At 51.0% G+C, this 15,070-nt stretch carries 12 protein-coding genes and 3 tRNA genes; 3 read left to right on the forward strand and 12 right to left on the reverse strand.

Annotated features, from left to right (window positions below; genetic code table 11):
- Positions 1–10: 10 nt before the first annotated feature.
- The 10 genes from QWY20_RS07145 to QWY20_RS07190 all read right to left on the reverse strand — a co-directional run bounded on the left by QWY20_RS07145 (position 11) and on the right by QWY20_RS07190 (position 8,033).
- The gene (locus QWY20_RS07145; protein WP_330128330.1) at positions 11–706 is read right to left on the reverse strand and encodes an electron transport complex subunit E; all 696 of its coding nucleotides are present in this window, start codon (positions 704–706) and stop codon (positions 11–13) included.
- On the reverse strand, positions 707–1,333 hold the full coding sequence (gene rsxG, locus QWY20_RS07150; protein ID WP_330128331.1) for an electron transport complex subunit RsxG: 627 nt from the start codon (positions 1,331–1,333) through the stop codon (positions 707–709).
- The gene (gene rsxD, locus QWY20_RS07155) at positions 1,330–2,397 is read right to left on the reverse strand and encodes an electron transport complex subunit RsxD (RefSeq protein WP_330128332.1); all 1,068 of its coding nucleotides are present in this window, start codon (positions 2,395–2,397) and stop codon (positions 1,330–1,332) included. Before rsxD ends, rsxG begins: the two co-directional genes overlap by 4 nt.
- Positions 2,394–4,451, reverse strand: a complete 2,058-nt coding sequence (gene rsxC / locus QWY20_RS07160; protein ID WP_330128333.1) for an electron transport complex subunit RsxC — start codon at positions 4,449–4,451, stop codon at positions 2,394–2,396. The genes rsxD and rsxC overlap by 4 nt, the downstream gene beginning before the upstream one ends.
- The gene (gene rsxB, locus QWY20_RS07165) at positions 4,451–5,005 is read right to left on the reverse strand and encodes an electron transport complex subunit RsxB (RefSeq protein ID WP_330128334.1); all 555 of its coding nucleotides are present in this window, start codon (positions 5,003–5,005) and stop codon (positions 4,451–4,453) included. Before rsxB ends, rsxC begins: the two co-directional genes overlap by 1 nt.
- Positions 5,002–5,586, reverse strand: coding sequence for an electron transport complex subunit RsxA (gene rsxA / locus QWY20_RS07170; RefSeq protein WP_330128335.1), 585 nt, complete (start codon positions 5,584–5,586; stop codon positions 5,002–5,004). The genes rsxB and rsxA overlap by 4 nt, the downstream gene beginning before the upstream one ends.
- Before the next feature lie 112 nt (positions 5,587–5,698).
- Complete coding sequence (locus tag QWY20_RS07175; RefSeq protein ID WP_330128336.1) at positions 5,699–7,621, reverse strand: EAL domain-containing protein; 1,923 nt, start codon at positions 7,619–7,621, stop codon at positions 5,699–5,701.
- Between the two features lie 150 nt (positions 7,622–7,771).
- A tRNA-Asn gene (locus QWY20_RS07180) sits at positions 7,772–7,848 on the reverse strand.
- 16 nt (positions 7,849–7,864) lie between these two features.
- Positions 7,865–7,941, reverse strand: a tRNA-Asn gene (locus QWY20_RS07185).
- Positions 7,942–7,956: 15 nt separating this feature from the next.
- Positions 7,957–8,033 (reverse strand) — tRNA-Asn (locus tag QWY20_RS07190).
- A gap of 477 nt (positions 8,034–8,510) precedes the next feature.
- Between QWY20_RS07190 and QWY20_RS07195 the strand changes: the two genes are divergently transcribed.
- The 3 genes from QWY20_RS07195 to QWY20_RS07205 all read left to right on the forward strand — a co-directional run bounded on the left by QWY20_RS07195 (position 8,511) and on the right by QWY20_RS07205 (position 12,764).
- Entirely contained in the window at positions 8,511–9,881 is a 1,371-nt protein-coding gene (locus QWY20_RS07195; protein ID WP_330128337.1) for an MATE family efflux transporter, read from the forward strand.
- The gene (uvrB, locus tag QWY20_RS07200) at positions 9,878–11,866 is read left to right on the forward strand and encodes an excinuclease ABC subunit UvrB (protein WP_330128338.1); all 1,989 of its coding nucleotides are present in this window, start codon (positions 9,878–9,880) and stop codon (positions 11,864–11,866) included. The genes QWY20_RS07195 and uvrB overlap by 4 nt, the downstream gene beginning before the upstream one ends.
- Positions 11,867–11,978: 112 nt before the next feature.
- Positions 11,979–12,764: a putative porin gene (locus QWY20_RS07205; RefSeq protein WP_330128339.1), complete on the forward strand. Its 786-nt coding sequence runs from the start codon at positions 11,979–11,981 to the stop codon at positions 12,762–12,764.
- A 13-nt stretch (positions 12,765–12,777) separates the two neighbouring features.
- On the opposite strand, the gene QWY20_RS07210 is transcribed toward QWY20_RS07205, so the two are convergent.
- Together QWY20_RS07210 and QWY20_RS07215 are read right to left on the reverse strand one after the other, a co-directional pair.
- A complete protein-coding gene (locus QWY20_RS07210; protein ID WP_330128340.1) occupies positions 12,778–14,298 on the reverse strand; it encodes a sensor domain-containing diguanylate cyclase in 1,521 nt (506 codons plus the stop codon).
- Between the two features lie 57 nt (positions 14,299–14,355).
- Entirely contained in the window at positions 14,356–14,955 is a 600-nt protein-coding gene (locus QWY20_RS07215; RefSeq protein ID WP_330128341.1) for a thymidine kinase, read from the reverse strand.
- Between the last annotated feature and the right edge of the window lie 115 nt (positions 14,956–15,070).

Genomic DNA, 15,070 nt, shown 5'->3' on the forward strand with positions numbered 1-15,070 from the left:
GCCTTGGTGTTTACACTATGGTTCCGGTGACTCTGGCGCGGGTGATTTCGGTTTTCACCTGCTGCTTGCGCTGTCTGCGGCCATCGATGGCGTTTTTACCGGCAATCAGCAGGCCCATGCCGATGAAAGCACCGGGTGGCAGCAGGGCCAGCAAAAAATAATGATCCAGTGCCAGCACCTCGATGCGCAGTGCTGTGGCCCAGGGCCCGAGCAGGGCATCCGCCCCGTCAAACAGGGTACCCTGACCCAGTAGCTCCCGCATGGCGCCTAATGCCAGCAATACGGCAGCAAAGCCGAGCCCCATCATCAGCGCATCAAACGCCGATGGCAGCATGGGGTTCTTTGAGGCAAAGGCCTCGGCCCGACCGATAATGGCGCAGTTGGTCACAATCAGCGGGATAAAAATTCCCAGCGCCAGATACAGCTCGTAGGTAAAAGCGTTCATCAGCAGCTGCACGGCGGTGACGAACGAGGCAATGACCAGCACAAAAATCGGAATACGAATTTCCCGTGGCACCCAATTACGAATGGCCGATACCACCAGGTTGGAGCCAAGCAGCACCAACAAGGTGGCAATACCAAGCCCCAGCGCGTTGGTAACGGTGTTGGTCACCGCCAGCAAGGGGCAAAGCCCGAGCAGTTGCACCAGGCCAGGGTTGTTGCTCCAGAGCCCCTGAGTAGCAAGTTCCTTGTAGTTTTGGCTCATTTAAAAGGCCTCACAATTGGCTGGTTGCTCCGCCAGCTCAGGGTGTTGCTGGACAAAGAGTGCAGCACGTTTTACTGCATTGACGACCGCTCGCGGCGTGATGGTAGCGCCGGTAAACTGATCAAAATCCCCCCCATCTTTGCGGACTGCCCAGCTGCGGATAGTGGCTTCGTGTACCGCCTGATTGGCAAAACTGTGCATCCAGTCGGACTTGCGCAGTTCAATTTTATCACCCAGGCCGGGTGTTTCCTGATGCGCCAGTGTGCGGGCAGCCAGCACGGTGCCATCCGGGGTGATGGCAACCAGTAAATCGATGTTGCCACTGTAACCATCCGGGGCGGTGGTTTCGACCACAAAGGCACTGACTTCGCCTTGCTCGCGCCAGCGAAACACCGATTGCGGGCTGTTTCGTCCCAGCCATTCAGGAGCCGTGACTCTGATGCAATCATCCAGCAGTTGCTGCTCGGCGGCGGCAGGCAGCACATCGTGCAGTAAAGCCAGCCGGTTGGCCAGCAGCTGCTCGGCAATACGGGGCGCTGTCAGCTGCTGCAGCAGGGTAAGGATGCTAACACAAACAATGGCAACCAACGCCAGCAGCAGGGCATTTTTCGTCACTGGGTGCTTCATGGGCGTCCCTTCACTGCTTTATGGCCATAGGTGCGGGGCCGGGTGTAATAATCAATCAAGGGGACGGTCATATTGGCCAGTAACACGGCAAAAGCAAAGGCATCAGGATAACCGCCAAAAGTACGGATCACAAACACCAGCACGCCAATCAGCACGCCGTAATAAATACGTCCTTTGGCGGTGGTTGAGGCACTGACCGGATCGGTGGCAATAAAAAATGCCGCCAGCATGGTCGCACCGGAAAACAGCTGAAACAACGGAGAGAAGTTGGTATCCGGGTTGACCGACCAGGCAATCAGGCTGCACAGTGCCAGTGAGCCAAGCACACTGACCGGAATGCGCCACTGGATCACCCGTTGTTGCAACAGCAGCAGGCCACCGGCCAGCCAGGCCAGGTTGAGCCAGAACCAGCCGACACCTACGCCGCCCTGAAACAGCGGCTTTTGATAGCTTTCCGGCAAGGTCAGTCCCATCATCAAATCGGTGCGGGCAGTATCAAGTGGGGTGGCCATGGTCATGCCGTCTACCCCTTGTCGCAGTTGCTCCAGGCTGATGCCCTGGCAACTGGCCTGGCTAAACACCGTACAAACGGCATCGAGAGGCCCTAGCGCATGCTGCTGCAATGACGCTGGGGGTAGCCACTGCGTCATTTGTACCGGAAAGGCAATCAGCAGTAACACGTAAGCCGCCATGGCGGGGTTAAACAGGTTAAAACCAAGGCCACCATAGAGCTGTTTGACCAGAATAATGGCAAAGGCCGTGCCTATCACTACCAGCCACCAGGGCGCATAAGCAGGAATGGAAACGGCCAGCAGCACCGCGGTGACCAAAGCACTGTGATCTTTTAACCGCAGCAAAATGGTTTTATCACGTAGCATCAACACCAGGGCTTCGCTGGCCCAGGCGGTGGTGATGGCCAGCAACAACTGCACCAGGACGCCATAACCAAACAGGTAGCTTTGCACTGCAATAGCGGGCAGGGCAGCAATCACCACCCATAGCATCAATTGACTGGTGGTTTTTTGATTGTGCTGATGTGGGGAGCTGGCAATTCGAAAACTCATTTTGGCTCCGTTTCCTTTAACTTTTTAGCCTTGGCCCTGGCTATGGCTGCAGCGATGGCGGCTTTACGCGGATCGCTGGGTTGCTCCGTGGCTTCGGTTGGCGCATCAGACACAGATACGGCAGCCGCCTGCTCTGGTTCGGCTGCTTCAGCCTCGGCTTGTTCTGATGCCGGCAGCGCTTCCGCCTGTTTCTTCGCTTTGGCGCGCGCTATGGCGGCAGCAATGGCTGCTTTGCGTGGATCACTAGCCTCGCTGGTTGTGCCCGTATCGGCAGGCTCTGTAGCGGGTTGCTCTGGCTGCTGTTGCTGCAGTTGCCCTTGCTGAGGTTGTACTGGCTCAGTGTCACTTGTCGTAGCCGCTTGCTTTTTGGCCTTGGCGCGGGCCAGTGCAGCGGCAATGGCTGCCTGGCGTGGATCCTGGCTGGTTTTAGCATCGGCGCCAGCGGCTGTTTTTTCGGCCTGACGCTCGCGTGCCAGCTGCTTCTTGCGCTCACGCTCGGCTTTAATGGCCTCAAGATCGCCAGGGGCCTGTTGTTGCTGGCTTTTTACCCGGGCTAGTGCAGCTGCAACGGCATCAGGGGCGCTGGCACTTTGTTTGGCGGCGCGCTCTGCAGCGAGTTGCTCGTTACGGCGTTGGCGTTCCAATTTTTCAGCTTCCAAGCGGGCTTTTCTGGCTTCAAAACGTGCTTTGGCCTGCTCGGCTTTTAGCGCTTCGCGCTGTTGCTCCCGAATGTCGGCTTTGGCAATCCGGTAGTACTGCACCAGAGGGATCTCGCTGGGACAGACATAGGCACAGGCACCACATTCGATGCAATCAAACAGATTATATTCGGCCAGCTTTTCAGTGTCTTTGGCTTTGCTAAACCAGAGCAGTTGCTGCGGCAGCAAGCTGGCCGGACAGGCTTCAGCGCAGGCGGTGCAGCGAATGCAGTCCATTTCCTTTCCAGCGGCAGGCAGCTCCTGCTGGGTGGGGGCCAGAATGCAATTGGTGGTTTTAATCACTGGCACCGACAGATCAGGCAGGGTAAAGCCCATCATGGGGCCGCCCATAATCACACGCTGTCGCCGCTCGGGTTGAAAACCGCAAAAGTGCAATAAATCACTGACCGGTGTACCTAACGGAGCCAGCACATTCTGCGGCTGTTGCAGGGTGTCACCGGCAATGGTCACAATACGCGAAATTAACGGAATATCGTGCAGTACGGCCTGGGCTATCGCAAAGCTGGTGCCCACATTAAACATCATCATGCCAATATCAATGGGACGACGTCCGGCGGGCACTTCTTGGCCCGTTAACAGCTGAATCAGCTGTTTTTCGCCACCTGAGGGATATTTGGTAGGCACGGCTCGTACATACCAGTGCTGCTGGCCATGGCAGGCGGTCTGCATGGCACGAATGGCTGCTGGTTTGTCGTCTTCTATCGCAATCAGGACTGCTTTGGGCTCCAGCATATGGCACAGGATGTCAATGCCTTGCCTTATCGTATCGGCGTGTTCCTGCATCAGGGCATCATCGGCACTGATGTAGGGCTCGCACTCCACGCCATTGATGATCAGCAGCTCAACCTGTTGTTGCACACCCGATTTTAAGTGGGTTGGAAAACCGGCGCCGCCCATGCCGGCGATACCGGATTGTTGGATGCGCTCTAACAGCTGTTTTGTGGTGCACTGTTGGTACGCCATAGGCTCACGCTCACGCCACTCATCCAGCCCATCGGGCTCCAGCACAATGCAAGGCTCTGGCAGGGCGGATGGGTGAGGGCCGGTATGTTCAGTCACATCCAGGATCAGGCCAGATGTCGGAGCATGCACCGGCACAGACAGGGAATTGTCGGCCAAAGTTAGCGGCTGGCCTTTCATCACATGATCGCCTTTTTGCACCAGGCAATAACCGGCCACGCCGATGTGTTGACGCAGTGGAATGTAGAGCTTGTCAGGCAGCGGCAAACTGGCTATCGGCTTTTTACTAAGTTCTGCTTTTCGGGTCGGTGGGTGAACCCCACCCGGAAAGCGCCATAGCTGACAAGCGGCAATTTGTTCAAATAAGCTTTGCATTAATCCGTCTCAACCATTCGTACCGGGATGCTTTTCAAATCCCACTTCCAACGTTCGGCTGTTTCCACCAGTGGGATCATATCGATGCAGTCGACCGGGCAAGGCTCGACACAGAGATCGCAGCCGGTGCATTCATCTACAATCACCGTGTGCATCTGACGGGTAGCACCGACAATCGCATCCACCGGGCAAGCCTGAATGCATTTGGTGCAGCCAATGCACTCATCTTCACGAATAAAGGCCACTTTTTTCACGGCATTCTGTGCTTCTTCGTGCAGCGGTTTGGGTTCTACACCCATTAAGTCTGCCAATTTTCGGACCGTTGCTTCACCACCCGGCGGGCATTTATTGATGTCATCACCATTGGCAATCGCTTCGGCATAAGGGCGGCAGCCCGGGTAACCGCACTGGCCACATTGAGTTTGCGGCAGAATATCGTCGATTTGTTCCACCAGTGGATCGCTTTCTACCCGAAATCGGATAGCGGCATAGCCTAAAATGGCACCAAACAACAGCGCCAGTACTCCCAACACACTTAACGCTGTGATCATCATGAATGCGTTACCAGGCCAGTAAAGCCCATAAAGGCCAGTGACATCAAGCCCGCTGTAATCATCGCAATAGCGGCACCACGAAATGCTACCGGTACATCAGCTGCAGCCAAGCGTTCGCGCATGGCGGCAAACAGGATTAGTACCAGTGAGAAACCGGCGGCTGCGCCAAAACCAAACACCAGTGACTGGACAAAATTATAGCCTGCGTTGACGTTCAGCAATGCCACACCTAATACTGCACAATTGGTGGTAATAAGTGGCAGAAAAATACCCAGTAACCGGTACAAGGTCGGGCTGGTCTTATGCACCACCATTTCGGTGAACTGAACGACCACGGCAATCACCAGAATAAAGCTGAGGGTGCGCAAATACAGCAAGTCAAAAGGAGCCAGCAGATAGTGGTCCACCAGATAGCTGCAGATCGAGGCCAGTGTTAACACGAAGGTTGTGGCCAGCGACATGCCTATGGCGGTTTCCAGCTTACCGGACACGCCCATAAAGGGGCAAAGCCCTAAAAATTTGACCAACACAAAGTTGTTGACCAGCACGGTGCTGATTAATAAGAGTAAGAATTCGGTCATGGTTATTTGATTACTGGCTTAGACTGCATATTATGCGCTGAAGCAGGCTTGATAACAACCGACAGCCAGTAGGGATATCTGCTGACTGTCCGGCTTTTTTTGGCGGTTACACTCAAAGTGGGGCTGGTTTGCCGATGTAATATCCCTGGCAGCCGTCTATAAACAAGGAGTCCAGCATGTGCTTTTCTTCCTGAGTTTCGACGGACTCTGCAAATACACTCACACCGATGCGATGCGCCAAATCAATCATCAGGCGCAAGAAATACTGATTGTTCTTATCTTCATCTATATGCCGGGTGTAACTGCCGTCCATTTTGATGTGATCTGGTTTTAAATCACGGAAAAACTTAAAGGAGGTAATGCCGACACCAAACTTTTCCACCGTGACTCTGGCGCCGGCCCTGTGCACCATATCAATAAAACGCTTGCTGGTTTTCAGATTTTGCTGCAAGCCAAACTCTGTGACTTCAAAAATCAGCTTTGACGCTATGGTGGCATCTTTTAATAAACGGCGCTCCAGCCAGATGGCAAATTGATCGTCATGGACAGATCGGGGCGATAAGTTTAGCCCGAAATATTGATCCTGCATGTTCTTGTTTTTGATGGTACTTAGGGCCGTTTCAATAATGAGCCTATCCACTGCAATGATGCGATCCAGCTTTTCCGCCATGGCCAAAAAGGAAGCGGTGGGCAACACCTGATTCTCCTGAGTTTTAAAGCGCACCAGAATTTCAGAATAGGCTTTATTGGAGCGTTTCGCTGGCTGAATACTCTGTACCAGCAAATTAAGGCGGCTATTCGCAAGCACATCATCAATGACATTACGCCAGTTCTGATTGCCATACCCATAACTCGCCGTTTCCAAGCCAGAGGATTCTTTTTGTAAGTGCCAGGCATTGGCTTGCTTAGTTTGTGCCAGACTGATGGAGGTATCAGCAATCGCCAGCAGTTCACCCAAAGCACGGCCACTTTCATAGCTAACTAATCCGGTATAGGCCACAGACTCCAGTTCTGCGGTTTGCTGGTACTGATTCAGCCGGCTTTGCAATTGAATGGCAAAGTTTTCAGCTTCCTTGGCGGTGACTCTTGGCAGCAGCACGCCAAAATCAGAGCTGTTCAGCCGGAATAACTGACCGTCGGCATAGGCATGCACCGCTTTGGTCAGGATCTGGCAAACTTCCTGAATGTATTTATCGCCCTCGTGGTAGCCTCTGGTTTGATTCAGGCTTTGCAGTTCAGTACAGCGGGTGATGGCAAAAATACCAAAATCTACTTTATCACTTTGGCTCAGTTGCTCTTCGAAGTACTGCACGAAGCGATTGCGGTTTGGCAGACCGGTGACCAAGTCTTTGTAGGCGTCTTCGGTTACCTGGCGTGCATTTGCCGACATTTCGCTAAAGCGTTTCATCGTTTGTTGTGCCAGCAATTGCAAATTCTCTACCACAGTTTCAAAGCCTGCCGGTTGCATGCTTGCTTCAATGCTTTGCAGTGGATCCCGGCCTAGCTGATCAATGACTTTGTTCAATTGCCGGCTGCTTTGCAGCAACCGGTGGTGTTGCCACCACAAAAGAATCGGTGTGATGAGCAAACAGATCAAAACAGTAAGCAACAATGTCAGCCAGAGGCTGGCGTTTAAAGCCTCGATCTGACTACTGTGATCCAGCACAAAGCGCACCTGGAGCTCAGGTTCAGATGATCGGATATGTTGAGGAGAAAACTCAACACCATGCCAGTTGAGCAGAGTGACTGCCAACCCTGATGAAGTACTGCCACTACGGTAGTTGAAGAGCTCCTGGCCTTGAAGATCCTGAATTTGTAGCTGCGCGAGTGGCAGCAATTGTCGCAATTGAGGTCCAAGTTCAGCAGCATCTGTTATGGCATGATGCTGTAACCATTGTTGTACCATGGTATGTGTTTGTCGTTCAGTATGCTGTACTTGCAGACTAGCGGAGTTCAATTGAACCATCACCAGCGCAACAAACAGCAGAAGCGCTGTTATGAGTTGAAGAAACACAAGTTGGAACGCTGTCTTCATAACGATGACCACCTGCACAAAAAATGGCGTTATCGAGTAGCTCGATACGGAAGCTATTAATTAGTTATAGCTGTATACGGCGGATTAAAGCAAAAATTCGTGCAAAAATAAATCTTTATGGCAAAGTTTTGGAAGGATTGCTGAAGCTTGTGGCTCCCCAGGTTGGGCTCGAACCAACGACCTACGGATTAACAGTCCGCCGCTCTAACCAACTGAGCTACTGAGGAATTACAAGATTGGGAGTGGCTCCCCAGGTTGGGCTCGAACCAACGACCTACGGATTAACAGTCCGCCGCTCTAACCAACTGAGCTACTGAGGAATTGTGTTTTGCTGTTGGCTCCCCAGGTTGGGCTCGAACCAACGACCTACGGATTAACAGTCCGCCGCTCTAACCAACTGAGCTACTGAGGAACAGCAAACAACGGCGGCAATACTAATGCCAGTCCGATACCCTGTCAACAGGAAAGCCTGCGCATTTTGGGATTTTTGAACTGCTTGAGCATAGAATCATCAATCCATGATGTTCGGGCTCACAGATTCACCCTAACTGCTGATGTTTTGACCGGCAAAGTCACTTACCCACAGAAGCTGTGGATAAGTCTGTGAACTACATGGTATCTCCTGCAGCCAGCATAGGATTCACAAGGGATTGGGCTTGGTCAATAGGCTTTTGATAAAATAATTATACTAATATTAACAGTGACTTAGCTATTTTTGCTGTTGCCGGTTTTTTGTGTTGTTTGCGACGCGATCGCGGTAGGGTTAAATCAAAAAATGTGGACTAAATCGACATTTGCACCTTAGTTTTGCTGGATTTCTGTGACTGGCGTGGTATCAGGTCCGTCTTTTCATTACAATAGCGCCTTCTGATGGCTACGGGTTGCTGGCATGTCTGTTCCCGAAAAACGCTCTTTATTGCACCATGATATAGGCTCTACCTTGTATCGAATGACGGTACCTATGCTGGTTGGTATGTTTACCTTGATGAGCTTTAACCTGGTGGATACTTTTTTTATTAGTTTATTGGGCACCAAGGAGCTGGCAGCAGTAAGCTTTACTTTTCCTGTCACCTTTACCTTTATCAGTTTAGCCATTGGACTTGGAATTGGTACCTCTGCTGTCATTGCGAAGGCACTGGGTAGCGGTAATCCGCAAGAGGCGCGATCAGATGCATTGGCAGCACTCTGGTTGGCCGTTTATTTGATGGTGATCTTGACCTTTGTCGGCTGGTTGGTTCACGACAGCTTGTTCCGCTTGCTGGGTGCCAGTGAAACCATTTTACCGCTGATTCGCCAGTACATGCTGATTTGGCTTGCTGGTGCGGTATTTTTAATGATCCCTATGATTGGCAACAGTGTGCTCAGAGCCGCTGGTGATACCCGGCTTCCCGCTTATATTATGGCGGCAGGAGGGGTGATCAATGCCCTGTTGGATCCTTTATTAATTTTTGGCCTTGGCCCATTCCCGGCCCTTGGTATGCAGGGCGCTGCCCTTGCCAGTGTTATTTCCTGGATCTGTGGCAGCCTGGTAGTGTTGTTGGTATTGCACCAGCGTCGTTTAATTGATCAGAGCTGGCAGGTTTGGCAAACCGCCTTGCCCATTTATCGCAAGATTCTGCGAATTGGTTTTCCGGCAGCTGGCGCCAATATGTTGACTCCGCTGGCGATGGCGGTGCTTACAGCCATTATTGCCAGTTATGGGGCTGAAGCTGTCGCTGCTTTTGGGGTGGGGATCCGGCTGGAAAGTATGGCGTGTCTGGTGGTGTTGGCATTATCAACGACGTTGCCGCCTTTTATTAGTCAAAACTTTGGTGCCGGTTATCTACCTCGGGTTCAGGCGGCTTTTCAGCAGAGCATTCGCTTTATTTTTCTATGGCAGTTGGTTGTCTATGCACTGCTGTCTTTACTGGCCGTTTGGATAGCCCGTATTTTTTCATCCGATGCTGAAGTACAGCGTTTGATTCAATTATTTTTGTGGATCTTACCGCTTGGTTATGGCTTACAGGGGGTGATTATTCTAACCAATTCCTCACTTAATGCGCTGCATTTGCCATTGCAGGCACTTGGTCTTAGTATCTGTCGCTTGTTTGTCTTTTACGTTCCTTTTGCCTGGTTAGGCGGTCAGTTGGCAAGTATTCAGGGGCTTTTCATTGGCTGTGTATTGGCGAACCTTTGCATGGCATTGCTTAGCTATTACTGGTTTCAACGTGCTTTGCGTCAGGTTGAGCTATCGGCTACCCAAGCAGGAGCAGCGTCATGAAAGCATTTCGACTGGTGTCCGATTATCAACCTGCCGGTGATCAGCCACAGGCTATTGCCAAACTGGTTGAGGGGTTGGAGGCCGGCTTGGCACATCAAACATTGCTCGGCGTTACCGGCTCGGGCAAAACCTTTACCATGGCCAATATCATTCAGCAGGTGAGCAGGCCTACCTTGATTATGGCCCACAATAAAACCCTGGCTGCACAGTTGTATGGTGAGATGAAAGCATTTTTTCCAGACAATGCGGTCGAGTATTTTGTGTCTTACTACGATTACTATCAGCCGGAAGCCTATGTGCCATCCACCGATACCTTTATTGAAAAAGATGCCTCCATCAACGAGCACATCGAGCAAATGCGCCTGTCTGCAACCAAGGCGCTGATGGAGCGACGGGATGTCGTGATTATTGCTTCAGTGTCAGCCATCTATGGTTTGGGCGACCCCGAGTCGTATATGAAGATGCTGCTGCATCTTCGTCAGGGGGATACCCTGGATCAGCGATTTATTCTGAGGCGTTTGGCTGAACTGCAGTACCAGCGCAATGATCTGGCGTTTGAACGGGCCAGTTACCGTGTTCGTGGTGATGTGATTGATATTTTCCCGGCCGAGTCGGATAGTTTTGCTGTACGGGTAGAGCTGTTTGATGATGAAGTGGAGCGCATCAGCTTGTTTGACCCCCTGACTGGCAGCATAGAAAAAGTAGTGTCGCGATACACTATTTATCCGAAAACCCATTATGTCACCCCGCGTGAAAAAATTCTGGCAGCCGTTGACAACATTAAAGTGGAGTTGCAACAGCGTAAGCAGCAGTTGCTGGCGGATAACAAACTGGTGGAAGAGCAACGCTTAACGCAACGTACCCAGTTTGATATAGAAATGATGGTTGAGCTCGGTTATTGCTCTGGTATTGAAAACTACTCGCGTTATCTGTCGGGCCGTATGCCGGGTGAGCCACCACCAACACTACTGGATTACTTCCCGGCCGATGGACTGATGTTTATTGACGAGTCGCATGTCACCATTTCGCAAATTGGTGCCATGTATAAAGGCGATCGTTCCCGCAAAGAAAATCTGGTCAACTATGGTTTTCGATTGCCATCGGCATTGGATAACCGGCCATTAAAGTTTGAAGAGTTTGAAAGCATTGCACCACAACGGATTTATGTATCTGCTACTCCGGCAAAATATGAGCTGGAAAAGTCCGATGGTGAGGTAGTGGAGCAGGTGGTGCGTCCCACGGGGCTGATTGATCCGGAGATTGAAATTCGGCCTGTTGCCAGCCAGGTCGATGATTTGTTATCCGAGGCCTACCTGCGGGCGAAACGCAATGAGCGGGTCCTGGTCACCACGCTAACCAAGAAAATGGCCGAAGACTTGACCGATTATTTGCAGGAACACCAGGTCAAGGTGCGCTATCTGCACTCGGATATTGATACGGTGGAGCGGGTCGAAATTATCCGTGATTTGCGTTTAGGTGTGTTTGATGTCTTGGTAGGGATCAATTTACTGCGGGAAGGGTTGGATATTCCCGAAGTCTCACTGGTAGCTATATTGGATGCGGATAAAGAAGGTTTTTTACGATCGGATCGATCACTGATACAAACCATAGGGCGTGCCGCCCGCAACTTGCATGGTAAAGCCATCTTGTATGCTGATAGCATCACGGGCTCGATGCAGCGAGCTATTGATGAGACTGAGCGTCGCCGTAACAAGCAAGTTGCGTTTAATGATGCCCATGGCATTACGCCCAAAGGCTTGACTAAGAAAATCGCCGATGTGATGGATTTAGCGCAGCAGCCATCTGAGCTGCAAAATGTGGCCGAACAAGCGGCCGCGTATCGTCATGATCAAAACGCACTGGCTGATGAGATGAAATCACTCGAGAGCAAAATGCGCTTGCATGCCGAAAACCTGGAGTTTGAGCAGGCGGCTGCATGTCGCGATCGATTGCAGCAACTGCAGCAGCAGTTGTTGAATGACTGAGCAATCAAATGCGCAGTCCCCCCTGGTCGTGCTACTATTCAGTTTTCATTAAGATTCAAAACGCTAGCATGCCGCCAATCGTATTATTGAGTAATGTAAGGGATAAGAAATTATGAAGCGTACTCTGCTTGCCTCGTTGTTGTCGGTGGTTTCAGTGACCACGATGGCAACCACTTATCAGCATGAATCGAGCATTCATTACAACTGGGGTGATGTAGCTCAGGCTGATTTACAGCGCTATGACTTGTCGCATCGCTTTTATCTGTCACCTGTACAGGGAAACGTCGCAGCCCCGTTAGCTGAGGCGGCATTCCTGGGCCGTAACAGCAGTGTGTTCGGTGACTATGTGCGTGGCACTTTGAAAGAAGATGGCGTCAGAGAAAGCTTCTCTGCCTGGCGCCTCGGTGGTGAATACATGGACAGTAGCCATAACTTCTACGTTGGCTTTGAATTCGAAAGCCTCAACCGTTCAAGCACCAAATCGGCGCTGACGCAGTTAGGTTACTTTGTTGATTCGGATTGGTTAGTGACTTTTGACATCGATCATATCCGTCCGGATAGCATCGGTACCCGGACTGAGTTTGGTTTTAGCACAAAGAAACTGATGCGCTTACCAACAGGGGATCACCTGAGTGTAGAAGCCAGCTACCGTGATTTACGCAGCACCAGCCGGAATGCTTACAGTTTCGGTGGTGACTACTATTTTGGCAAAGCCTTATCGGTTGGTTTGTTTTATGATTGGACATCAAAAAACATGATCAGCACTGAAAGAGACTCTTTCACGGTACGTGGTCAATGGTTCCCGATGCCTAATTTGGCAGTTCGAGCCGCAGTCAGCTTTGACAGCCCTGAAACCGGTGAAGACTTGTACACGGTAGGCGCCAGTTACCGCTTCTAATGTTGCTTTGCTTTCAGCCCGGCAGATTGTCGGGCTGAAAAATACAAAAGCAGTTCCGTCCTTTTGCTTTGGCTTGATAGAGGGCTGTATCGGCCTGACGAATTAGCTCACTGGGATTGGTCGTTTTATCCGGGTTTACCAGTGTTGCTCCTATACTAATCGTCAATCGTTGCGCTGCTGAAAACAAATGTTCCTGTTGCAGCTGCTCAATACTTGTCCGCAACGTTTCTGCCAGTTGGGTTAACTCATCGGCGTTACTGACAGGCACAAGAATAGCAAACTCCTCTCCACCGAAGCGTGCAACCAGTTCCCCTTGTCTTTTTAACGTCTGGCTCAGCGTTCTGGCCACTTGTTTTAGCGCGTCATCACCTGCCAGGTGACCGTAGCTATCGTTGTATTGTTTGAAATGATCGATGTCTGCCAGCATGAAACCCAGGGGGAGTTGATAACGAGCACAGCGTTGCAGCTCATGCTGAAGTAAGGTATCGAACTGACGCCGATTAGCGATGCCGGTCAGACCATCACGGCTGGCCAGCTCTTGCAGCTCAAGGTTGGCTTGCATCAGTTCCTGTTGCATTTGTTTTAATGACAAACGATAGTTCACATTTTGAATGGTGTTGCCAATCATGTTGCCAACCAGTTTCAGGCGGCGGATATCACTGGCTGTCCAGGCTCTTTTGCGGGCGACCATATCACAGCCAACAAAACCCAGTAATTTGTCCTGGTTTGTCATGGCGGAGCACAACACCGATTGAATATCCTCCCGCTCAAACTCTTGTTGTTCGGCGCTGGCCTCGTCTGGTAAAAGAGTGACATCACGCACGGCAAAGATAAAATCAGATTGCATCACGCGCCAAAAGTAAGGCAGGGCAGCCTCTGGCACTTGCTGTAAGTTGGCTTTGTGGGAGGCAATGCCATCACGTACCCATTCATGCGTGTTGCTCATTGTCTGCATATCGTCACTAAATAAAAAAACATAGCTGCGATCGGCATGGCAAAATTCACCCAGAGCGGATAAGGCATCTTCAATGTGTATATCCAGTTGCTCTGGCTGCACATTAATCAATTCAGCTGAAATTAGCGACATAAGCTTATCAAAGGCCAGAGCTTCCTCCAGCTCATTCTCATCGTAGACAGATCTTTGACTATCTCGAATGACACCTTTGCCTTGCTCCGGGGTGAGTGCCACCAGCACGGAGTTGCTTAGGGTAAAACTGAGCTGAACCAGCTGAGAGCTTAGTTGTAATCTTTGTTTGCTTCCTGCCAACCGAACTTGCTGGTGGACTACTGAACCGCTTAGAGCTAACAATAAAGGGTTTTGTACCAGGCTTAACAGCTCTTCACTATCCGGCTCGATGAGCTCAATGAGCCGGATATCGCTCAGGTTGAGAACAGGTTCAGGCAAGCTAAGTAATAGCCGTGCTTGTTGGTTGGCATAGATCTGTGGCTTGGCGGTATCTTTGAGCAACACCGCCACAGGTAATGCATCGATGATCGCCCAATAATGTGGCGTATCCTGTTGTTCAGCTGGCATAAATATCTCTGATACAAGCGTGTTTAGCGCTCACTTATATTGATTAGCATAATCCAGTTAGCGCACAGCTCCAAGTGGGGGCTCATCATCGGATACCCATACCAGTTGCTTAAAATGTACACGGCACATGGACACATAACGTTCGTTACCACCAATTTGAATTTGGTCGCCATGGCGACTTGGTTTGCCATCTGCATCCAGTCGCACCACAAAGTTTGCTTTGCGACCACAATGGCACACGGTTTTCAACTCGATCAGTTTATCGGCCCAGGCCAATAAAGCCTCACTGCCTGCAAAGGTATTGCCGGCAAAGTCGGTACGAAGCCCATAGGCCAGCACAGGAATTTTGAGCGTATCCACAACATCGGTTAGCTGTCGCACCTGAGCTCTGCTTAAAAATTGCGCTTCATCAATCAGCACACAATCAACAGGGCTTGATTTGAGCGCCTGGTAAAAATGAAAATCAGCGTCGAACAGGGTGGCAGGCATGGATAAGCCAATGCGGGAACTGATCACCCCCTCGCCAAAACGGTTATCAATGGCTGCGGTAAATAAAGCAACCTGCATGCCACGCTCACGGTAATTGTAGGCGCTTTGCAGCAAGGAGGTGGATTTACCGGCATTCATGGCCGAGTAGTAGAAATAAAGTTGAGCCATAAGGACCCCGACAGGTAAATGATGCGAGTATATCAGAGCCTGCTATGAAATTGAGCGCTTTGTTGAAGCTTGTAGAGCCAGCGCTGGTATCCGCACTTCGGATGCTATAAGCTGA

This window comes from Alkalimonas cellulosilytica (genome assembly GCF_036325985.1).
GTDB lineage: Bacteria > Pseudomonadota > Gammaproteobacteria > Enterobacterales > Alteromonadaceae > Alkalimonas > Alkalimonas cellulosilytica.

Bases quoted from the DNA above. Each gene is read 5' to 3' on its own strand.
- rsxB (WP_330128334.1), bottom strand. From the start codon at position 5,005: ATGATGATCACAGCGTTAAGTGTGTTGGGAGTACTGGCGCTGTTGTTT.
- rsxA (WP_330128335.1), bottom strand. From the start codon at position 5,586: ATGACCGAATTCTTACTCTTATTAATCAGCACCGTGCTGGTCAACAAC.
- QWY20_RS07175 (WP_330128336.1), bottom strand. From the start codon at position 7,621: ATGAAGACAGCGTTCCAACTTGTGTTTCTTCAACTCATAACAGCGCTT.
- rsxD (WP_330128332.1), bottom strand. From the start codon at position 2,397: ATGAGTTTTCGAATTGCCAGCTCCCCACATCAGCACAATCAAAAAACC.
- rsxG (WP_330128331.1), bottom strand. From the start codon at position 1,333: ATGAAGCACCCAGTGACGAAAAATGCCCTGCTGCTGGCGTTGGTTGCC.
- QWY20_RS07195 (WP_330128337.1), top strand. From the start codon at position 8,511: ATGTCTGTTCCCGAAAAACGCTCTTTATTGCACCATGATATAGGCTCT.
- QWY20_RS07145 (WP_330128330.1), bottom strand. From the start codon at position 706: ATGAGCCAAAACTACAAGGAACTTGCTACTCAGGGGCTCTGGAGCAAC.
- uvrB (WP_330128338.1), top strand. From the start codon at position 9,878: ATGAAAGCATTTCGACTGGTGTCCGATTATCAACCTGCCGGTGATCAG.
- rsxC (WP_330128333.1), bottom strand. From the start codon at position 4,451: ATGCAAAGCTTATTTGAACAAATTGCCGCTTGTCAGCTATGGCGCTTT.
- QWY20_RS07210 (WP_330128340.1), bottom strand. From the start codon at position 14,298: ATGCCAGCTGAACAACAGGATACGCCACATTATTGGGCGATCATCGAT.
- QWY20_RS07205 (WP_330128339.1), top strand. From the start codon at position 11,979: ATGAAGCGTACTCTGCTTGCCTCGTTGTTGTCGGTGGTTTCAGTGACC.
- QWY20_RS07215 (WP_330128341.1), bottom strand. From the start codon at position 14,955: ATGGCTCAACTTTATTTCTACTACTCGGCCATGAATGCCGGTAAATCC.